General features: G+C 73.1%; 21 protein-coding genes. 16 read left to right on the forward strand and 5 right to left on the reverse strand.

From position 1 onward, the window contains the following. The first annotated feature begins 58 nt into the window (after positions 1-58). The 14 genes from M8542_RS11820 to M8542_RS11885 all read left to right on the forward strand — a co-directional run bounded on the left by M8542_RS11820 (position 59) and on the right by M8542_RS11885 (position 14,363). A complete protein-coding gene (locus tag M8542_RS11820; protein WP_257920118.1) occupies positions 59-1,189 on the forward strand; it encodes a phosphopantetheine-binding protein in 1,131 nt (376 codons plus the stop codon). After that, entirely contained in the window at positions 1,186-2,691 is a 1,506-nt protein-coding gene (locus M8542_RS11825; protein ID WP_257920119.1) for a class I adenylate-forming enzyme family protein, read from the forward strand. The genes M8542_RS11820 and M8542_RS11825 overlap by 4 nt, the downstream gene beginning before the upstream one ends. Beyond that, complete coding sequence (locus M8542_RS11830; RefSeq protein ID WP_257920120.1) at positions 2,684-3,988, forward strand: type III PLP-dependent enzyme domain-containing protein; 1,305 nt, start codon at positions 2,684-2,686, stop codon at positions 3,986-3,988. The genes M8542_RS11825 and M8542_RS11830 overlap by 8 nt, the downstream gene beginning before the upstream one ends. A 2-nt stretch (positions 3,989-3,990) precedes the next feature. Then, positions 3,991-4,245 carry a phosphopantetheine-binding protein gene (locus M8542_RS11835; protein ID WP_257920121.1) on the forward strand — a complete coding sequence of 85 codons (255 nt, stop codon included), beginning with the start codon at positions 3,991-3,993 and terminating at the stop codon, positions 4,243-4,245. Further along, positions 4,242-5,429, forward strand: a complete 1,188-nt coding sequence (locus M8542_RS11840) for an acyl-CoA dehydrogenase family protein (protein WP_257920122.1) — start codon at positions 4,242-4,244, stop codon at positions 5,427-5,429. The genes M8542_RS11835 and M8542_RS11840 overlap by 4 nt, the downstream gene beginning before the upstream one ends. Beyond that, positions 5,422-6,507 (forward strand): acyl-CoA dehydrogenase family protein, encoded by a 1,086-nt coding sequence (locus tag M8542_RS11845; RefSeq protein ID WP_257920123.1) that lies wholly within the window; start codon positions 5,422-5,424, stop codon positions 6,505-6,507. The genes M8542_RS11840 and M8542_RS11845 overlap by 8 nt, the downstream gene beginning before the upstream one ends. A gap of 22 nt (positions 6,508-6,529) precedes the next feature. Further along, positions 6,530-8,086: an amino acid adenylation domain-containing protein gene (locus tag M8542_RS11850; RefSeq protein WP_257920124.1), complete on the forward strand. Its 1,557-nt coding sequence runs from the start codon at positions 6,530-6,532 to the stop codon at positions 8,084-8,086. 33 nt (positions 8,087-8,119) lie between these two features. Next, on the forward strand, positions 8,120-8,578 hold the full coding sequence (locus tag M8542_RS11855; RefSeq protein ID WP_257920125.1) for a sugar 3,4-ketoisomerase: 459 nt from the start codon (positions 8,120-8,122) through the stop codon (positions 8,576-8,578). A gap of 94 nt (positions 8,579-8,672) precedes the next feature. Further along, positions 8,673-9,770, forward strand: coding sequence for a nucleotide disphospho-sugar-binding domain-containing protein (locus M8542_RS11860; protein WP_257920126.1), 1,098 nt, complete (start codon positions 8,673-8,675; stop codon positions 9,768-9,770). A gap of 843 nt (positions 9,771-10,613) precedes the next feature. Further along, complete coding sequence (locus tag M8542_RS11865; RefSeq protein ID WP_257920127.1) at positions 10,614-10,937, forward strand: DUF6235 family protein; 324 nt, start codon at positions 10,614-10,616, stop codon at positions 10,935-10,937. A gap of 245 nt (positions 10,938-11,182) precedes the next feature. Beyond that, entirely contained in the window at positions 11,183-11,668 is a 486-nt protein-coding gene (locus tag M8542_RS11870; RefSeq protein ID WP_257920128.1) for a DUF6423 family protein, read from the forward strand. Next, positions 11,665-13,044, forward strand: coding sequence for an FAD-dependent oxidoreductase (locus M8542_RS11875; RefSeq protein ID WP_257920129.1), 1,380 nt, complete (start codon positions 11,665-11,667; stop codon positions 13,042-13,044). The genes M8542_RS11870 and M8542_RS11875 overlap by 4 nt, the downstream gene beginning before the upstream one ends. A 355-nt stretch (positions 13,045-13,399) precedes the next feature. Beyond that, on the forward strand, positions 13,400-13,846 hold the full coding sequence (locus M8542_RS11880; protein ID WP_257920130.1) for a DUF6187 family protein: 447 nt from the start codon (positions 13,400-13,402) through the stop codon (positions 13,844-13,846). Then, positions 13,818-14,363, forward strand: coding sequence for a carboxymuconolactone decarboxylase family protein (locus M8542_RS11885; protein WP_257920131.1), 546 nt, complete (start codon positions 13,818-13,820; stop codon positions 14,361-14,363). The genes M8542_RS11880 and M8542_RS11885 overlap by 29 nt, the downstream gene beginning before the upstream one ends. A 47-nt stretch (positions 14,364-14,410) precedes the next feature. Here M8542_RS11885 and M8542_RS11890 read toward each other — a convergent pair whose 3' ends face one another. Beyond that, positions 14,411-14,905: an SgcJ/EcaC family oxidoreductase gene (locus M8542_RS11890; protein WP_257920132.1), complete on the reverse strand. Its 495-nt coding sequence runs from the start codon at positions 14,903-14,905 to the stop codon at positions 14,411-14,413. Further along, positions 14,902-15,372 (reverse strand): SgcJ/EcaC family oxidoreductase, encoded by a 471-nt coding sequence (locus tag M8542_RS11895; RefSeq protein ID WP_257920133.1) that lies wholly within the window; start codon positions 15,370-15,372, stop codon positions 14,902-14,904. Before M8542_RS11895 ends, M8542_RS11890 begins: the two co-directional genes overlap by 4 nt. Positions 15,373-15,610: 238 nt before the next feature. Here M8542_RS11895 and M8542_RS11900 point away from each other — a divergent pair, with 238 nt between their 5' ends. Next, positions 15,611-16,072: an SgcJ/EcaC family oxidoreductase gene (locus M8542_RS11900; protein ID WP_257920134.1), complete on the forward strand. Its 462-nt coding sequence runs from the start codon at positions 15,611-15,613 to the stop codon at positions 16,070-16,072. A gap of 9 nt (positions 16,073-16,081) precedes the next feature. After that, entirely contained in the window at positions 16,082-16,621 is a 540-nt protein-coding gene (gene tpx, locus M8542_RS11905) for a thiol peroxidase (RefSeq protein ID WP_257920135.1), read from the forward strand. 96 nt (positions 16,622-16,717) lie between these two features. Here tpx and M8542_RS11910 read toward each other — a convergent pair whose 3' ends face one another. From M8542_RS11910 to M8542_RS11920, 3 genes are read right to left on the reverse strand one after another with little or no spacing between them, the layout of a single operon-like run. Then, entirely contained in the window at positions 16,718-16,909 is a 192-nt protein-coding gene (locus M8542_RS11910; RefSeq protein ID WP_257920136.1) for an acyl-CoA carboxylase subunit epsilon, read from the reverse strand. 17 nt (positions 16,910-16,926) lie between these two features. Beyond that, positions 16,927-18,621 (reverse strand): acyl-CoA carboxylase subunit beta, encoded by a 1,695-nt coding sequence (locus M8542_RS11915; protein ID WP_257920137.1) that lies wholly within the window; start codon positions 18,619-18,621, stop codon positions 16,927-16,929. Beyond that, positions 18,618-18,812 carry a DUF6222 family protein gene (locus M8542_RS11920; RefSeq protein WP_257920138.1) on the reverse strand — a complete coding sequence of 65 codons (195 nt, stop codon included), beginning with the start codon at positions 18,810-18,812 and terminating at the stop codon, positions 18,618-18,620. The genes M8542_RS11915 and M8542_RS11920 overlap by 4 nt, the downstream gene beginning before the upstream one ends. Between the last annotated feature and the right edge of the window lie 82 nt (positions 18,813-18,894).

Consider the following 18,894-nt stretch of genomic DNA (forward strand, 5'->3'; position numbering starts at 1 on the left):
ATCAGTCGCAGCCGAGCAGGCGCCCCGCGAGCTGAAGTGCTGAGACTTGGGAGTGGATATGACGCTCGTGCAGGAAGGTCCATCGTCGTCCGCCGACCTCGCGGTCGAGGCGCAGCTGCTGGACTGCCTGCAGGCCAACCTGGCGGTCCTGGCCGACCGCCACCACGGCCCGGGCACCCACCTGGCGTTGGGAGCCACCCTGCGCTTCCGGCCCACCACCGGCAGCGGCGGGCTGCCGACCGTCGAGCCGGACCTCGCCGGGCACCTCGCCGACGCGGGCCGGCTCTTGGGTCTCACGGTGACGGCGACGTGGCAGCAAGCCGGCCCGGCGCGGCTCGCGGACCTGAGCCGCCGGCACGGCGAGCTCTACGTGGTGGCCGACGCCCACGACCTGCCCTGGACGCCCTACCACGGGCAGCGGCACCTGGAACACAGCTTCCTGGTCGGCAGCGGCCCGGAAGGCGCCGCGATCACCGACGCCTACCGGAACCAGACACCGTGGGGCGCCGCCGAGCCCGGCCACTGGGTGGTGGACTGGGCCGCGCTCCCCGTCGCCGGCCACGTGGTGGCGCTGGCGCCCGCCGCGACCGTGCCCACGGCCACCGCGGCCGTCGACCTGGCCGACCCCGCCCCCTACCTGGCCGCCTACGCCGGGCACACCGACCGCGTGGCAGCGCTGCACCGGCTCACGCTGGAAACCTGGCTGCTGGCCCGGTCCCGCAAGCTGCACGCCGCTTTCCGGGCCCGGGCGGGCATTGCGACGACCGATGCGGTCGAAGAACACCTGCGTGAATGGGACCTGCTGACCGAGCAGACCTACCTGGCGGCCCGCCGGGTGGAGCGGGGCCGCCGGGAACCGTCCGGCCTGCTGGACCGGCTGGGGTCGGCACTGGCCGCGGACCGGGCGGTGTTCGCCGTCGAAGCTTCGCCGGACGCGGTGCGCGACACGGTCGCCGGGATCGTCGCCGCGGTGCTGGGCACGAAGGTCGAGCGGGTGCTGGCCGAGCCCGAGCTCCCGCGGCTGCCGGGCTTCGACTCCGTGCGGCTGGTCGAAGTCGTGGCCCGCCTGGAAGACCAGCTCGACGTGGAGTTCGACCCGGACGACCTGCTGCCCGAGAACCTGCACCACCTCGACGGCCTGTGCCGGCTGGTCACCGGAGCGGCCGGCGCCGCGGGAGGAGCCCGATGAACCTCGAGCCCACGCTGCTGGCGCACCTGCTGGACGACGCCGCCGCCCGCCGGCCCGACCGGCCCGCGGTCACCAGCGGCGGGACCACTCTCACCCACGCCGAGCTGTCGGCGGCGAGCCACCGGCTCGCCCGGTGGCTCGCTGATCGCGGCCTGCGGCGCGGCGACCGGGTCGTCGTGGTGGCCGGCCCCACCCCGCTGACGCCCGCGCTGCTCTACGCGACGGCCCGGGTGGGGGCGGTGTTCACCCTCCTGCACGAGCAGGTGCGCGGACGGCCGCTGACGCACGTGCTCGACGACTTCGAGCCCGCGCTGGTCGTCGGGACCGACCCCGCGGTGCTCGACGCCGTCCGGGCCGGCGGGATCGACGCGGTCGACGCCGCGGCGCTGGCCGAGACCGCGTTCACCGGCGCGCCGACGCCGTGGGCCGCGCCGGCCGGCCAGGAGCCGCTTCCGGTGGACCCGGTGTGCCTGATCTACACCTCGGGCACGACCTCGCTGCCCAAGGCCGTCGTCACCACGCACCAGCAAGCCGTCTTCGCGGTGCGCGCCATCCACTCGCAACTGTCCTATCAGGACGACGACGTCGTGTACTCGCCGCTGCCGCTGTCCTTCGACTACGGGCTCTACCAGCTTTTCCTCGGCGCGGTCAGTGGGGCGCACGTCCGGCTGGGGCAGCCGGTGGAAGCCGGACCGGCGTTGGCCCGCAACCTCGTGCGGGCCGGCGCCACCGTCCTGGCGGCGGTGCCGGCGGTGGCGGAGGCGCTGGCCCGGCTGCTTTCCAGGGGCGGGCCGGCCCCGGCGCTGCGGCTGCTCACCAGCACGGGCGCGGCGATGCCCGCCGAGGCACTCGTCGCCTTGCGGGCGGCGATCCCCGGCCTGCGGGTGCAGCTGATGTTCGGGCTCACCGAATGCAAGCGCGCCACCATCATGCCCCCGGACGAAGACCTGCTCCGCCCGGGCTCGTGCGGTCGCGCGCTGCCGGGGACCGAGGTGTTCGTCGTGGCCGGCTCGGGCCGGCGCCTGCCGCCGGGCGAGGTCGGCGAAATCGTCGTGCGGGGGCCGAACGTGATGGCGGGCTACTGGCGGCGGCCCGAACTGACCGAGCAGCGCTTCCCCAAGGCCGACGGGTTGTTCCCACAGCTGCGCACCGGGGACTACGGCTGGGTGGACGAAGAGGGCTACCTCTACTTTTCGGGCCGCCGGGACGACATCTACAAGGAGCGTGGCTTCCGGGTCAGCGCGACCGAGGTGGAGGCCGCCGCGCGCCGGGTGCCCGGTTGCGCGTCGGCCGCGGTGCTGCCCGGCAACGGTGAGCCCGCGGCGCTGGTGGCGACCGGCACGCTGACGGCCGAGCAGCTCCTGGCCGACATGCGGGAGCAGATCGAAGAGTTCAAGATCCCCCGCCGGTGCGTGATCATCGACGAGCTTCCGCTGACCCGCAACGGGAAGGTCGACCGCACCGGGCTGGCCAGCTTGCTCAAGGAGGCGCGGCATGTCTGAAGCGTGGCCGGGCCGGCGGATCACCACGTCGCCCCCGGTCCGGGAAGCGCTTCACCGGGTGGGCACTCCCGCCTACGTGTACGACGTGGCCGAAGTGCGGCGCAACGCGCGCCGGCTGCGGTCCGCCCTGCCCCGGCAAAGCAGTCTCTACTACTCGCTCAAGGCGAACCCGCACCCGGCGCTGCTGGGCACGCTGCGGGAAGGTGGCGCGAAGCCCGAGGTGTGCTCGCCGGGCGAGCTCGACGCGGCGCTCGAGGCGGGCTGGCCCGCCGCGGACGTCTTGTACACCGGGCCCGGGAAGCGGGACGTCGACCTGACCAGCGCCCTCCGGCTGGGTGTCCGGACGTTCTCGGTGGACTCGCCGTCGGCGTTGGACCAGCTGGACAAGCTGGCCGCGAACCTCGGCGTCCGCGCGCGCTGCCTCCTGCGCGTCAACGACGACCAGCCGACGCCCGGCCAGCGGCTGACGATGACCGGTGTGCCGTCCCAGTTCGGCGCGGACACCGCGTGGGTGCTCGCCGAACCCGAACGGTTCACGGGCGGGCCGAACGCGCCGGTCGTGGGACTGCACCTCTACATGGGCACGAACCTCGTCCGCGTCGACGACCTCTTCGCCCAGTTCGGCCACGCACTGCGCACCGCCACGCGCACGATCGCCGCGCTGGCGGCGGAAGGGGCCCGGATCGAGGTCCTCGACCTCGGCGGCGGCTTCGGCGCCCCGTTCGCGCGAGCCGGCGCCGCGGTCGCGTTCGACGGCTTGCGCGAACGGCTGGAGGAACTCTTCGACGACGAGGTGCCCGGCTGGCGAGCGGGCCGCCCGGCGATCGCGTTCGAGTCGGGCCGCTACCTGGTCGGCACGGCGGGCACGCTCGTCACGGCCGTGCTGGACGCGAAACGCTCACACGGCAGGGAAATCGTCGTGCTCGAGTCCGGCATCAACCACCTCGGCGGCATGTCCGGCCTGCGCCGGGTGCCCCCGTTGCTGCCCGAGCTGCTCGCCGTCGGCCGCGCACCCGATCCCGCCGAGGCGACCGAGACGACCGTCGTCGGCCCGTTGTGCACCCCCTTGGACACCTGGGCGCATCGCGCCCCGCTGCCCAAGCTCGTTCCGGGAGACCTGCTGGCGGTCCCCAACACCGGGGCCTACGGCCTGCACGCGAGCCTGCTGGCCTTCCTCGGCCACCCCGCACCGGCGGAGGTCGTCGTCGACGGCGAGCTGCCCGGATCGCCCGTGGTCCACGCCTCCCGCCTGCACCTCACGCGCGCCCCGATCCACGGCGCACCAGGAAAGGAATGACCATGGACCCGCGATTCACCGAGCTGCTCGCCCGCTTCCTGAGGTTCCTGGACGGGCGGGAGATCACCCCCGAGTCGAACCTGCGGGAGCTCGGGCTGGACTCCATGCAGTCCATCGAGCTCCTGTTCGCCATCGAGGACGTCTTCGACGTCGCACTGCCCGACGAGGACCTCACCGACGCCACCTTCGCGACCGCCGGCAGCCTGTGGAAAGCGGTGGCGGCCGCGCTGGGCAAGCCCGACGAGCGAGCGGCATGAAGAACCCGGCGATGGCCCTGGCCGAGCCGCCGTCGGCGGACACCGACGCCCTCGCCGGGCGGGTGGCCGCCGTGGCCGCCGAGCACGCCGCACGCCACGACCGGGACGCGACGTTCCCGGTCGAGGCGCTGGCCGAGATGCGCGCGACCGGGCTGCTGGGGCTGCTGGTCCCCGGCGCGTACGGCGGCCTCGGTGGCGGCGTCACCGATCTGCTGGACGTCGCCATCCGGCTCGGGCGCGCCGACATGTCCGTGGCGATGATCTTCGCGATGCACTGCCAGCAGGCCGCCGCGGTGGTGGGACACGCCGGCCCCCGGCTGCGCGAGGAGCTGCTGCCCGGGATCGCGGCGGGCCGGGTGTACCTGGCTTCGGTGACCACCGAGGCCGGGAAGGGTGGCCACCTGCGGACCGCCCGGGCCGAGCTCGAAGTCTCCGACAGCGACCTGGTCGTCGACCGGTTCGCGCCGATCGTGACCGGCGGGACGCACGCGGACGGCTTCCTCGTCACCATGCGCAGTCCCGCCGCCACGTCACCCAACCAGGTCTCGCTGGTGTACGCGCACCGGGACCAGCTCGAGCTGACCGCGACGGGCGACTGGCAGCCGATGGGGATGCGCGCCAGCCACAGCGCGCCGCTGCGGCTGCGCGGCCGGCTGCCCGGGCACCAGGTCGTCGGCGAGCACGGCGGGTTCGACCGGATCGCGGCCGAGGTCTTCGGGCCGCTGGCCCACCTCGGCTGGTCGGCGAGCTGGCTCGGCACCGCCTGCGGCGCGCTGTCGGCGGTGGTGACCCTGCTGCGCGCCAAGGAAAACCGCCGTCGGTTCAACCTCGACTCCGAGCTGCTGCTCAGCCGGCTCGGTTCGGCCCGGCAGCGGGTGGACGTCGTGCACGCCCTGTTGCGGCAGACCGCGCACCAGGTGGCGGCGGCGGACGACCTTTCGCGGCCGCGCTTCCAGCTCCTGCTGAACACGGTGAAGATCACCGCCGCCGAGCAGTGCCACGCCGCGGTGGACGACCTGATCGACGCGGTCGGCCTGCAGCACGGCTACCTGAAGGACTCCCCCACCGGCCTGGAGCGGTCCCTGCGCGATCTGCGGTCCGCGGCACTGAACTACAGCAACGACCGGCTGCGGCTCGCGGACGGCCGGCTGGCCCTGCTCGACCCGGAGGTGCGTCTTGCCTGAGCAAGCGGTCGAGGTCCAGGATGTCGCGCTGACCGGCGGCGGGCGGGAGATCTGGGCCGCGCTGGGCGCGGCGGGCGCGCTGCGCTCGGCGTACCGGGGCGGCGATCCCGCCCTCGGCGTGGATCCCGCCGGCCTCGGCCGGCTGCTGTCCGAAGTGGACGCTCAGGCGGACGTGGGCGCCACCCTGTCGCTGTGCGTCCAGCTGGCCACCGCCGTGCCACTGCTCGCCACCGGCTCCGGCCCGGCCGAGGTGGCGCTGGCGGACGCGCTCGCCGGGACCTCGGTGACCGCGTTGGCCGCCACGGACACCACCGCCGGGTCCGACCTGACCGCGCTCGGCACCGAGGTCGTCATCGGCGAGGACGAGCTGGTGCTGCGCGGCGGCAAGCGCTGGATCACCAATGCCACCCAGGCCGATCAGCTCCTGGTGCTGGCCCGCCACCGCCCGGGACGGCACTTCACCAGCTTCACGTGGGTGCTGGTGCCGGCCTCGGCAGCGGGGGTGACGGCGAGCCCGGCGGACACCGAACTGTTCGAGGGCGCCGGCGTCGGCCGGCTGACCTTCGAAGATGTGCGGCTGCCTCGCGAGCACCTGGTCGGCAGGCCGGGCCGGGGGCTGGCCGGCTTCGCCCGCCAGATCGCGGTGGAACGGCTCGCCGGCGCCTTGTGGGCGGTCGCGTTGTGCCGGCGCGCCCTGGTGGCCACGAAGACGAAGCTCGAGGACCCCACGCGGTCCGACGAGCCGCTTTGGCGGCACGAGAGCGTGCGGCAGCGGTTCGCCGAATGCGTGGTGGCGGTCCGGCAGCTGGACGCGCTGTGCCGGGAGCTCGGCGACCGCGTGGCCGGCCGCCACGACACCGCGGCCGCCGCGCTGCTGAAGGCCGGCGCCGGCATGACCGCCGAACGAGTGCTGGCGGAGTGCGCCCGGTTGCAGGGCGCCGACGGGTTCGCGGCCGGGGGCGCGCAGTGGCTTCGCGCCCAGGCCGCGGTCTTCGGGATCGGCGGCGGCGTCACCGAAGTGGTGTTGTCCGCGGTCGCGGATTCCGCGGACACGCTGCTGGCCGAAACCGGCGGATGACGTTACAGCCGAGGAGGATCCCGTGCACGACGTCCGTACTCTCGACGACTGGTTCACCGTCACGGCGGCGGAGTTCGGTGACCGGACCGCCCTGGAAGTGGCGGGCGAGCAGTTCACCTACACCGAACTCGACGCACTGGTCCGGGGCCTTGCCGGGGTGCTGCTGACCGAACACGGCGGCGTGCCGTCGAGGATCGGTCTGCTCGCCGCACGCTGCCCGCTGGCGTACGCGGGATACCTGGCGGCCCAGCGGATCGGCGCCACCGTCGTCCCGTTGAACCCGGCGTTCCCCGCGGCCCGCAACGCCGCGATCACCCGGGCGGCCGGCCTCGACCTGGTGCTGGCGCAGCAGGACGCGCCGGGGCAGGACGAGCTGCCCGCCCCCGTCGTGCGGGCCGATCCCGGGCTGGCCGCGTTGCGTGCGGGCCCGGCTCCCGCCCTGCCCCGCTCGGCGGCCGGTCCGGACGATCTCGCCTACATCCTCTTCACCTCCGGCTCCACCGGGGCGCCGAAGGGCGTGCCCATCCGGCACCGCAACGTCTCCGCGTACCTCGACCACGTGATTCCCGCGTACGACCTGGGGCCCGGCGCGCGGCTGTCGCAGGTCTTCGACCTCACCTTCGACCCGTCCGTGCGCGACATGTTCCTCGCGTGGGGCTCGGGCGCGACGCTGGTGGTGCCCAGCGGCAACGACGTCCTCACGCCGGTCCGGTTCGTGAACCGGGCGCGCTTGACGCACTGGTGCTCGGTGCCGTCGGTGGTTTCGTTCGCGCTGCGGCTGCGTGGCCTCGCTCCCGGCAGCATGCCGAGCCTGCGGTGGAGCGTGTTCTGCGGGGAAGCCCTGACGCTGGACCAGGCGGAAGCGTGGCGGGCCGCGGCGCCGAACAGCGCGCTGGAGAACAGCTACGGTCCGACCGAGGTGACGATCACCTGCACCGGGTACCGCCTGCCGGACCAGGTCGAGCGCTGGCCGCGCCCCGCCAACGGCACCGTCCCCATCGGGACGGCGTACCCGGCGCTGGAGACCGTGGTCCTGGCCGAAAACGGGACGCGCGCCACGGACGGCGAACTGTGCGTGCGCGGGCCGCAGCGGTTCCCGGGTTACCTGGACCCCGCCGACAACGCCGGCCGGTTCGTCACGCTCGACGGCGAACGCGCCGGCGTGTACGACGGCTCGGCGCCGCTGACCGAACAGCACTGGTACCGCACCGGGGACCGGGTGCTCGTCGAGGATGGCCGGATCGTCCACTGTGGCCGGCTCGACCACCAGGTCAAGGTCCGCGGCTACCGGGTGGAACTCGGCGAGATCGAGGCGGCGCTGCGGGCGCAGCCGGGCGTGCGCGACGCGTTCGTCGTCGCCGTGGCCGGTCCGGACGGCGAGTTCGACCTCGAGGCCGCCTACACCGGCGTCGCCGAGGACGCCGAGGTCCTGCTCGCCGGCCTGCGGGCGAAGCTGCCCGGCTACATGGTGCCGCGTGGGGCGACGGCCTTCGACCAGGTGCCGCTCAACGCGAACGGCAAAGTGGACCGCGCGGCGCTGGCCGTCGGCCTGGCCGCGCGCCACCGGAAAGCCGCCTGAGGAAATCAGCCAAGGGGAACGGGAAGGTGACTCATGGAACCGGAGACGCGATTCCGCAGTGCACAGCCGGTGGTCGGCAGGATCGATCCCTGCCGGCTCGTCGACCTCAGCGAGCACGCCGACGACCGCGGCAGGCTCACCGTCGTCCAACCGGGCCGGGACGTCGGCTTCGAGGTGCGGCGGGCGTTCTACATCCACGACATCCCGGACGGGGCCGAGCGCGGCGCCCACGGCCATCGGCGGGAGCGCCAGCTGATCATCGCGGTGCACGGCGGTTTCGAGGTCGTCGCGTACGACGGCTTCCGGCGGGCGAGCTTCGTCCTGGACAACCCGAGCCTCGGTCTCTACGTGGGTCCCATGGTGTGGTGTGAGATGACCGGCTTCGCGCCCGGCTCGGTGGGCCTCGTGCTGGCGTCCCAGGAGTACGACGAGGCCGACTACTGCCGGGACTACGACGAGTTCTGCGAGGACGCGCGGATTCTGGCGGCGTGAAGCCGGTTTCCCGGCTCCTCGCAGTTCGAAAGAAAGCGGACCCCAGATCGGCGCTACCGTTTGCCGATACCAACCCTGCGAGCCGGGAGTGGCCGTGCGCATTCTGTTCACCACAGTGGGTTTGCCGGGCCACCTCTTCCCCCTCGTGCCGCTGGCGTGGGCCTGCCGGGCGCGCGGGCACGAGGTTCTCGTTGCCACGACGGAGGATTTCCGGGCCACGGTGCTGCGGGCCGGCCTGCCGGTCTGTTCGTGGAGCAGCTCCGGCGGGGTCGAGGACGTCGCCGCGGCGGATCGGGTCCCCGCCGGGGAACAGCGGTTCGCGCACGGCCGTGCCTTCGCGAAGATCGCGCGCCGCAGTCTTTCCGGCGCGGCCGAGCTCGTCCGGAACTGGCGGCCCGATCTGGTGGTCAGCGAGCGTGCCGAACGGGCCGGCCCGCTGGTCGCCGCCGAGCACGGGCTGCCTCGCGTCGAACTGCACTGGGGCACCCCGGAACTGCCGGAGTACCGGGCCGCCTGGGAGGCCGAAGGGGGCGGTGACCCGGTCGGCGCGGCCGACCTGTTGCTCAACCCTTGGCCGCCCAGCTTGCGTGCCGACTACGCCGGCGGCCACCAGAGCATCCGGCACGTGGCCTACAACGGCGACGCGTCCGTGCCCCGCTGGCTGACCGATCCCCGGCACCCGCCCCGGGTGTGCCTGACGTTCGGCACGCTGCTTCCCCACCTCGGCTCGCGGGACATCGGCGGGTTCGTGGTCTCGCTGCTGCGGCGGCTCGGTTCGCTGGAGCTCGAGCTCGTGGTGGCGATCGACGACCGGGTGGCCGCGACGTGGCCGGCGTTGCCCGGCCACGTGCGGCACGCGGGCCGCCTGCCGCTGGCCGAGGTGCTGCCCACCTGCGCGGCGACGATCAACCACGCCGGCCAGGGCACCGCGCTGACCGCGCTCGCCGCCGCGTGCCCGCAGGTGATGATCCCGCAGTTCGACGACCAGTACGACAACGCCGAAGCGGTGGCCAAGGGCGGCGCCGGCATCATGTTGTTGCCCGCGGAAGCCACCACCGAGGCGGTTTATCGCGCGTGCCGCGCGATTCTGCGGTCGGCCGAGCACCGGAGCGCCGCGGGCCAGCTCGCGGCGGAGATCGCCGCCCAGCCCAGCGCGGCCGACGTCGCCGCGCAGCTCGAGGGCCTGCTTTGAGCGCACGCTTTCGAGGTTTCAGGCCGATGTGCGACGCGGTGGGGGTGGAGCCGCAGCGCACTGCGCACCCGGCCGCAGCCACCCGAACACCGGCAGGGCGAAGCTGCGGCACGACGCCCAACCCAGCGCGGCGCACTGCCCGCCCGGCCCTCGCACCCGGCCGCAGCCACCCGAACACCGGCATAGCGAAGCTGCGGCACGACGCCCAACCCAGCGCGGCGCACTGCCCGCCCGGCCCTCGCACCCGGCCGCAGCCACCCGAACACCGGCATAGCGAAGCAGCGGCACGACGCCCAACCCAGCGCGGCGCACTGCCCGCCCGGCCCTCGCACCCGGCCGCAGCCACCCGAACACCGGCATAGCGAAGCAGCGGCACCACGCCCAACCCAGCGCGGCGCACTGCCCGCCCGGCCCTCGCACCCGGCCGCAGCCACCCGAACACCGGCATAGCGAAGCAGCGGCACCACACCCAACCCAGCGCGGCGCACTGCCCGCCCGGCCCCTCGCACCCGGCCGCCGCCACCCGAACACCGGCATAGCGAAGCAGCGGCACCACACCCAACCCACCGCAGCGCACTGCCCGCCCGGCCCTCGCACCCGGCCGCAGCCACCCGAACACCGGCGCCGCGGGAGAACTCGTCCGCACCAGCACGTCCGGCGCCGGCCGCCGCCAGGCCGCGAAGTGGGCAAGATCGAAGATGCCCGCGGGTGCCGCCCGCCCCCAGACTTGAAGACATATCGCTCCGGGGCCCCAGGGCTTCCGGCCGTCCTCCGGCGGGCCGCCGCGCGCACGCCCGAGCCCGCTCCCCCCGCCACGGCGTGCGCTCGTTGGGAGGCCAGCGGATGGCTATGCGCCTCCAGCTCACCGCGGGACTCGAGGTGCTCGAAGAATGGTCGGCCACGGCGAGCCAGGCCGAACGTAACATCGTCTACGAAGCGTTGTTCGCCATCGGCGACGGCTCGGCGTTCCTCATTTACGACGTGTTCGGCGATCCCGATGAGCTCCACAATTTCGCCATTCTGGTGAAAGCGGACCTGATGGTGAAGGTTTGCATTCACCGCGGCGAGTCGTTCGAAATCCGCCAGATCGGCGTGCTCGACGAGACAACGCTTCCGGACGCTTCGGGGTGGCCGACCGGGATCGACGCCGACATCGAAGATCCTTGACCCGTTCGCCCGTGATCCGTTGCGCCGAACGGCGTAGCCGTCGTGGCCCGGCTCGCCCGCACGAGGCAGAACACCCGCTGTGATCGTGTGTTCGTCATCTTGCGATGCCGTAGCCGCCGTGGAATCCTCGGCCGTGTTGGGTGGCAATGGGGGTTCCGCGGGAATCAAGGAGGTCACGTACAATGTCTTCACCGGATTTTGCCGGGCTCGATGTCTCCGGCCGCGTACGCGCAAAGGACATCCAGATGGCGGGAGTCGCCGATCTCCGGCGGCGCGTGCTGATGATTTCCGGCGCGATCGACACGACCGACCACGACGTCTCGGTCACGGTGAACCTGCCGGAACCCGGGCGCTGGCAGGTGATCAAGTCCGAAACGAACCTCACCGAGCAGACGTGGGTCGCGATGCAGGTCGTCATGGACGGCGAGTCCACTTTCGTCGACGACCCCGAAACGCTCGTGATGTCGCGGCAGTTCTCGAAGTCCTTCATGACACCCGACCAGCGCCGTCTGACGTTCTACGGCGGCGAAGTGCGGCCTGGTGAAGCGGTTCTCAAGGTCTACGAGATCGAGACCGCCGGCCGGAGGCCCGCTTATTCCTACTCGCGGTACAGCCCGATCGCCACCGACAGCCTGGAGAAGTCCGAGCAGACGCTCGAGGAGCTGGTGACGAACGGGATGGCGCGGCGGCCGATGGTGGAACTGGTCGTCCCGGTCACCGTGATCGGATGACCCGCGCGCCGGCCGGCGCCCCGCGGCTCACCACCGGTGCCTCGTTCGTCCCCGAACCCCACCTGCTCGACTCGCCCCGCGGCCGCGACTGGCCGCGGCCGCCACTCGCCCCCCTCCCCCCGCGAGACGACCCGCCGTCGCACGCCGACGTCGTCGTCGTGGGCGCCGGCCCGGCCGGTCTCGCGGTCGCTTCGGCGCTGTGGCACCACGGGGTGCGCGATGTCGTGCTCCTGGACCGCGGCGGCCGGGCGTGCGGACGGTTCTTCGCCCGGACCGACCTGCTCGGCCAGCACGTGCTGCGCTCGCCGTACGAGCACCACCCTGGGGTGGAAGGCTTCCGCGACTGCGAGCTGCTCGATTTCGCCCGGCTGCACTGGGGGCGGCTCACGCCGACCGAACGCCGTGAAGTGCGCATGGCGCAAGCCGGCCACCGCTCGGTGGTGCCGGTCGACGTGTTCGAGGCCTACTGCGAGCACCTCGTCACCACGCACGGCGTCGCGGAGCGGATCTGCCGGGCCGTGGTCCGCGAGGTGCTGCCGGCCGACGACCAGGTCGTCGTGCACACCGACCGCGGCACGGTGACCGCCCGCCACGTCGTGCTGTGCCCCGGCGAAGAGCGCGTCCTGGCGCCGTCCTCGTGGTGGGACGGCGGGGCCGCCCCACCCGGGGTGACCTACTGGGACGAGCCCGTCGCGCGGGACGCCCGCCGCCAGGTGGTGGTGGGCGCCGGGCTCACCGCGGCCCACCTGGTCACCGGGGCGCTCGAAGCCGGGCGCGAGGTGCACTGGGTGATCCGCGCGCCCGGGGAGCACTACCAGTGCGCCGACGTCAACGCGAAGTTCTTCCGGCCGGAGGGGCGGGCCCGCATCGGCGGCGTGCCCTGGGCCGACCGGCTCGAGCTCTTCGCCCGGTACCGGCGGGCCTCCATCATGTTCGAGTTCCGCCCGGCGCTGGAGCGAGCCGAGGCCGGCGGCCGGCTGGTCGTGCACCGCGGCGAGGACGTCACACGGATCGCGGCGGGCCCCGGCGGGACGGTGGAGCTGCGGCTCGCCGGCGGCCGGCGGGTCGCCGGGGACACCGCCGCGCTGGCACTGGGCACGAAGCCGGAGATCGGGCTGGGACTGTTGCCGGCGTCGGCGGTCGGCGAGCGGGACGGCTGGCCGGAACTCGACGAACGCACCCTCGCCTACACCCACGCGCCACGCGTGTCCGTCGTCGGCGCGGCGGCCGGGATGGTGCTGGGGCCGGCGGCCCGCAACATCGACGGCCACCGGGTCGCCACGGCCAGGGTCGCGCACGCCGTGGCCGGCAGCCTGCGCCGCGAGGGTTCGAGCGTGGACGCACCACCCCGCAGCGAGGTGAAAGCAGGTGTCTGACTCCCGGTTCGACCCACCAGACCTCAACGCCCACCGCGTCACCACAGCCAGAGCCACAGCCGGCCACCACGGCTCGAACATGGCCGCACCACCCCGCAGCGAGGTGAAAGCAGGTGTCTGACTCCCGGTTCGACCCACCAGACCTCAACGCCCACCGCGTCACCACAGCCAGAGCCACAGCCGGCCACCACGGCTCGAACATGGCCGCACCACCCCGCAGCGAGGTGAAAGCAGGTGTCTGACTCCCGGTTCGACCCACCAGACCTCAACGCCCACCGCGTCACCACAGCCAGAGCCACAGCCGGCCACCACGGCTCGAACATGGCCGCACCACCCCGCAGCGAGGTGAAAGCAGGTGTCTGACTCCCGGTTCGACCCACCAGACCTCAACGCCCCCGCGGCGGAGGAGGCCGGGGTGATCCTGCTCGGCCTGGACTCGGACCGGCTGCTCGCGGGCCTCGGCTTCGCCCGGCTCGCCGACGACCCCGGTCTCGTCACCCAGGTCGTCGACCGGGCCCGGCACGGCGGGTTCACCGCCGACCAGGCCGGCTTGGTGGCCGCGGGGATCCGCGAGTGGCGGCGGGTGCGGCCGTCCGTCGAGGCGGTGCCCGCCAAGACGGCGGGCGGCGGGTTGCGCCGGGAGTGGCGGGACACGACCACCCGGATCGCCACGGCCGTGCCGGACGCGGGTCCGGCGTCGCGGGCCTACCTGACCGCGTGCTGGATCCGCCGCGACGAAATCGACCGGTTCACCGACCGAGAGGATCCCCTCGATGTCGTACCTGGCATCCCTGCCGGCTGAAACGACCCTGCTGGAGGTGTTCCGGGCCCACCCCGGGCCGGCGCGGCACCTGCTGGCCCTCCACGAAACCCTGTTGCGTGGCGAATCGCCGTTCACCGTGGCCGAACGCGAGCTGATCGCCGCCTACGTCTCGGGCGTGAACAGCTGCGACTACTGCCACGGCATCCACACCGTGACGGCGGAGGTCTTCGGCGTGCCGGCCGGGGTGCTCGCCGCCGCGGTCGCCGACCTCGGCAGCGCGCCGGTGTCCGAGAAGCTGAAGCCCGTGCTGGCCTACGTCGGCAAGCTGACCCGCACGCCGGCCCGGATGACCGCGGCCGACGCCGAAGCCGTCTTCGCGGCGGGCTGGGACGAGCACGCCCTGCACGACGCCGTGCTCGTCTGCGCCCTGTTCAACTTCATGAACCGGATGGTCGAAGGACTGGGGATCGAGGAGGACGCGGCGTACGCCACGACCTCCGGCGAGCGGCTGGCCGAGATCGGCTACGCCGGGTTGGCGCGGTTCCTCGACGAGTGACGCGGAAGAGCCCGCCGGCACCCGGCCGACGGGCTCTTCCACCGCGCTCAGCCCTTGACCGGGCTGCTCTGGTGCGAGACCAGGCGCGGGCCGTCCTCGGTGCGGACGATCACCCACACCGCCCGGATCTGGTTCTCCGGGGCAATCTCCGACTCGCCCGGCCGGATGATCCCGCCCTCGGTGACCGCGATCGCGATGTCCGGGGTCAGGAACTTGACGTCGAGCGGCCAGCCGTGCACGCGCGCGCCCTTCAGCACACCGTGGAAGGACGCCCGCATGTAGCCGCGGATCTCCTCCCGGCTGACGAGCTGGTTGTCCTGCAGCAGCAGGCTGCCGTCCTCGGTGAAGATCGCCGCGAAGACGTCGGCGTCGTTGCGCGCCCAAGCATCCTGGATGCGTTGGGGCACCGCCAGGACGGCCTTTTCGTCCGCCCCGGTGAAGTCGCGGTAGAACGAGGTGTCCTCTTCGACGCCGTGCGCCGCGAGGATCGCCGAGGCTTCGCCCCACGAATTGGTCGGCACGATGCTCTCCTGTCCTGTCACCACCGCAGCGTGGCTCCGGTGCCGCGGGGGCTGTTCTGGTAGACGGCCAGCTGCCACTCGTTGTCTCGCTTGACGACGACCCAGGTCGAGCGGACGGCGAGCTCGTCCTCGATCTCGGTCTCGCCCGGCGCGAGGATGCCGCCGTGCGTGCGCAGCAGGGCAACGGTGTCCGAGACGAACCGGACGTCCACCGGGCGGCCGGTGACCCCGGTGCCCTTGAACGGCCCGGCGTAGGCAGCGGTCATGAACGAGCCGATCTCGTCACGGCCCTTCTTCAGCACGTCGCCGGGCAGGATCAGGATCCCGTCCTCGGTGAAGCACTTGGCGACGCCGTAGCCGTCGTTCTTCGACCAGGCGGCAACCAGCCGGAGAGGCACGGTGAGGGCCTCTTTTTCCTTGTCCGAGGTGAACGGTCCGTAGTAGGCGTCCAGCCTGGCCTTCTCCTCGGCGGAAGTGGGTGCGGTCACGGGGCAACTCCTTCACTCGGTCGGCCGACCACGAATTGGGAACACAATCAGCGCATACCTGAAAAGAGTCGCAGTGCCGACCGCCCCCGGACGTCTTCTCGAATGCGCCGGTGGCGTTCTTTCCCGGCGCATTCGAGAAGACGCCGGGAACCGCCCGAACGCGGAATCCTGGCACGGACAGCGGGCCGCCGTACCGGCACCCGGAACCAGCCCGAAAAAGCCAGCCAAGGAGAGCCGGATGTCCGAAAAGGCATCGTCCCTCGTCGCGGGGGCCAAGCAGTGGGCGACGTACTACGGCGCATTCACCCAGGGCGAGGAGAGCGCGGCCCTGGCCGCGCCGCTGCGCGCCCGCGCCGCGTGGGACGCCAACGACGCCGACGCGTTCGCCGACGTGTTCACCGAGAACGGCAGCATCCTCGTCGACGACGAGCAGATCAACGGGCGCGAGTCGATCCGCGCCTTCTTCACCCGCGCGTTCGCCGACGGCGGCGCGCTGGCCGGCACGCGGCTGGTCAGCGACCCGATCGAGATCAAGCTCGTCGAGCCGGGCGTGGCGGTCGTGGTCACCGACGGCGGTGTCCTGCACGGGACCGAGACGGCGTTGCCCGCGCAGCAGACGGTCCGCGGCACCTGGGTCACCTCGCGCGAAGGCGAAGAGTGGCGCCTGGTCTCGCAGCAGACCAGCCCGGTCAAGGGCTGAGGGGGCGCGATGACCACGACCGAACGTACCGGGGTCACGACCTTCCGCGGGCACCCGGTGACCCTCGTCGGCCCGGAGCTCGCCGTCGGCGACCGGGCGCCCGACTGCACCGTGCTGGCCGGCGACATGTCCCCGGTGCGGTTCGCGGACCTGACCGGGACGCGGGTGATCTCGGTGGTGCCTTCCCTCGAGACACCGGTCTGCGACCTGCAGACGCGCCGGTTCAACGAAGCCGTCACCGAACTCGGTGAGGCCTCGGTGCTGACGGTCTCGGTCGACCTCCCGTTCGCGCAGGCCCGCTGGTGCGGCGCGGCCGGCGTGACGGGGGTCCGCGTCCTGTCCGACCACCGCGACGTCTCGTTCGGCCGGGCGTACGGCGTGCTCGTCAAGGAGTTCCGCCTGCTGGCCCGCGCGGTGTTCGTGGTGGACGCGACCGGAACGGTGGTCCACGCCGAGTACGTGCCGGCGATCGAGCAGCACCCCGACTACGCCGCGGCCGTCGCGGCGGCGCGGGAAGCGGAACAGGCACGCCTGGACCGCGCGGCGTGAAGCCGGGAAAGCGGGCCGTCGCCGGTGAACCGGCGACGGCCCGCTTTGGCATGTGTTGTCAGGCAACGGAAAATCCTCGCGAAGCGCCGCGCCGGATCAGCGAGGCAGCCCGGACCGGCGCCACGCGCCAGGCATCACGCGCGCCTCGACGGGACCCGGCAGGGACCACCACGACCGACGCCGCTCCACCCGATCCGCTCGTGACCGGACGACCGCGAACAAGGCGTGCACCAGTGCCGCCAGCTCGTGGTCGTCCGGATTCCCCCGCAGCACCCGCAGTTCGTCCATCGCCGAGCTCCGGCCCGTCAGATCGGCTGGTTGCCGTGCTTGCGCACGGGACCAGGCTTGCGCTTGTCCTGCAGCATGGCCAATCCCCTGGCCACCGCCGCCCGGGTCTCCGCGGGGTCGATGATGTCGTCGACGAGTCCGCGTTCCGCGGCGTAGTGGGCGTTCAGGTACTCCCGCGTGTACCCGGCCACGAGCTCCGCCCGCAGTGCCGCCGGGTCGGCCGCCGCCGCCAGCTCGCGGCGGTGGAGGATGTTCACCGCGCCCTCCGCGCCCATCACGGCGATCTGGTTGGTCGGCCACGCCAGTGAAAGGTCCGTGCCGATCGACCGCGAGTCCATGACGATGTACGCGCCGCCGTAGGCCTTCCGCACGATCACCTGGATCCGGGGCACCGTCGCCTCGCAGTAGGCGTGCAGCAGCTGCGCGCCCTGCCGGATGATCCCGCCCTGCTCCTGCTCGACCCCCGGCAGGAAGCCGGGCACGTCGACGAAGCTGACCAGCGGGATGCCGAAGGCGTCGCAGAAGCGCACGAAGCGGGCGGCCTTCTGGGACGCGGGACCGTCGAGCACGCCGGCGAACACCGCCGGCTGGTTGCCGACCAGGCCGACCACGCGGCCGTCGACGCGGGCCAGCGCGCACAGCACGTTGCGTGCCCAGTCCTCGTGCAGCTCGAAGAACTCGCCGTCGTCGACGACCTCGGCGAACACGTCCCGCATGTCGTAGGGCTGGTTGGGCTCGACCGGGACGATCTCGGCCAGCCGCGGCCGGTGGTCGTCCTTGGCCCCGGTTCCGTCGGCCGCCGGCGGCACCTCCAGGTAGTTCGACGGCAGCAGCGAGACGAGGTACCGCACGTCGGCCAGGCAGGTCTCCTCGTCGTCGTGCACCACCGTGGCGACGCCGGACAGGGAGCCGTGCACGTCCGCGCCGCCGAGCTCCTCGTGCGTCACGCGCCGGCCGCTGACCGCCTCGACGACGTCCGGGCCGGTGAGGTACATCCGTGCGGTGTCCCGCACCATGAAGGTGAAGTCCGCCAGTGCCGGCGAATAGGCCGCGCCGCCCGCGCACGGGCCCAGGATGACGCTGATCTGCGGGATCACCCCGGACGCGTCGACCTGGCGGCGGAAGATCCCGCCGTAGCCGTCGAGGGCGAGCACGCCCTCCTGGATGCGGGCGCCGCCGCTGTCGTTCAGCGCGATCACCGGCGCGCCGTTCGCGATCGCGAGGTCGAGGACCTTGTGGATCTTCGCCGCGTGCGCTTCGCCGAGCGAACCGCCGAAGACGGTGAAGTCCTGCGCGTAGACGAACACCTGCCGCCCGTCCACCGTGCCGGAGCCGGCGACGACCCCGTCGGTGTGCGGGCGGTTCGCCGCCAGCCCCGGCCCGTCCGAACGGTGCCGGCGGTAGGGCTCGAGCTCGATGAACGAGTCTTCGTCGAGGAGCAGGCCGAGACGCTCGCGGGCGGTCAGCTTGCCGAGCGAGTGCTGCCGCCGGACCGCTTCGGAGCGGCCTTCGGCGATCCGGGTTCGCAGCTCCTCACGCTGCTCGCGCAGCAGGGGCATGTCCGGCGGCGCCGCCGGCGCCAGGGCGAGCAGCCGGGCGTCGCCGTCCGCGGTCCGGTCCCGCCGGCGGCGGCCCTGCTTCGCCGCCGGCGGGACCGGCACCACCTCGGTGTCTTCGGCGCGCTGCGCCCCGGATTCGCGGGCACCGCTCACGCGGCGTCCTTGGTCCGGACGTCCCCGGCCTGCCGGTCCCGCGCGATTTCGGCGACGACGTCCGCCCACACGACCCCGCGGCCGAGCCGCGGGAACGTGCGGACCCCGTCGTCGACCGGCGCGGCGGGCGGCACCGGTCGCGCCGGCCCGGCCGTGGCCTCGATGTTGCTCTCGGATCCGCTGGCGATCATGTCCGGTCCTCCTCGTTCCGGTCGGCCGCCGGCGCGCGCCGGGACCGCACATCCTGCGTGGCCGATCACCGGCCCGTCCGGC

Origin of the sequence: Amycolatopsis iheyensis (assembly GCF_024703995.1) — a bacterium.
Classification (GTDB): domain Bacteria; phylum Actinomycetota; class Actinomycetes; order Mycobacteriales; family Pseudonocardiaceae; genus Amycolatopsis; species Amycolatopsis iheyensis.

Bases quoted from the DNA above. Each gene is read 5' to 3' on its own strand.
- M8542_RS11820 (WP_257920118.1), top strand. From the start codon at position 59: ATGACGCTCGTGCAGGAAGGTCCATCGTCGTCCGCCGACCTCGCGGTC.
- M8542_RS11825 (WP_257920119.1), top strand. From the start codon at position 1,186: ATGAACCTCGAGCCCACGCTGCTGGCGCACCTGCTGGACGACGCCGCC.
- M8542_RS11830 (WP_257920120.1), top strand. From the start codon at position 2,684: ATGTCTGAAGCGTGGCCGGGCCGGCGGATCACCACGTCGCCCCCGGTC.
- M8542_RS11835 (WP_257920121.1), top strand. From the start codon at position 3,991: ATGGACCCGCGATTCACCGAGCTGCTCGCCCGCTTCCTGAGGTTCCTG.
- M8542_RS11840 (WP_257920122.1), top strand. From the start codon at position 4,242: ATGAAGAACCCGGCGATGGCCCTGGCCGAGCCGCCGTCGGCGGACACC.
- M8542_RS11855 (WP_257920125.1), top strand. From the start codon at position 8,120: ATGGAACCGGAGACGCGATTCCGCAGTGCACAGCCGGTGGTCGGCAGG.
- M8542_RS11865 (WP_257920127.1), top strand. From the start codon at position 10,614: ATGGCTATGCGCCTCCAGCTCACCGCGGGACTCGAGGTGCTCGAAGAA.
- M8542_RS11870 (WP_257920128.1), top strand. From the start codon at position 11,183: ATGGCGGGAGTCGCCGATCTCCGGCGGCGCGTGCTGATGATTTCCGGC.
- M8542_RS11875 (WP_257920129.1), top strand. From the start codon at position 11,665: ATGACCCGCGCGCCGGCCGGCGCCCCGCGGCTCACCACCGGTGCCTCG.
- M8542_RS11885 (WP_257920131.1), top strand. From the start codon at position 13,818: ATGTCGTACCTGGCATCCCTGCCGGCTGAAACGACCCTGCTGGAGGTG.
- M8542_RS11900 (WP_257920134.1), top strand. From the start codon at position 15,611: ATGTCCGAAAAGGCATCGTCCCTCGTCGCGGGGGCCAAGCAGTGGGCG.
- tpx (WP_257920135.1), top strand. From the start codon at position 16,082: ATGACCACGACCGAACGTACCGGGGTCACGACCTTCCGCGGGCACCCG.
- M8542_RS11910 (WP_257920136.1), bottom strand. From the start codon at position 16,909: ATGGACGAACTGCGGGTGCTGCGGGGGAATCCGGACGACCACGAGCTG.
- M8542_RS11920 (WP_257920138.1), bottom strand. From the start codon at position 18,812: ATGATCGCCAGCGGATCCGAGAGCAACATCGAGGCCACGGCCGGGCCG.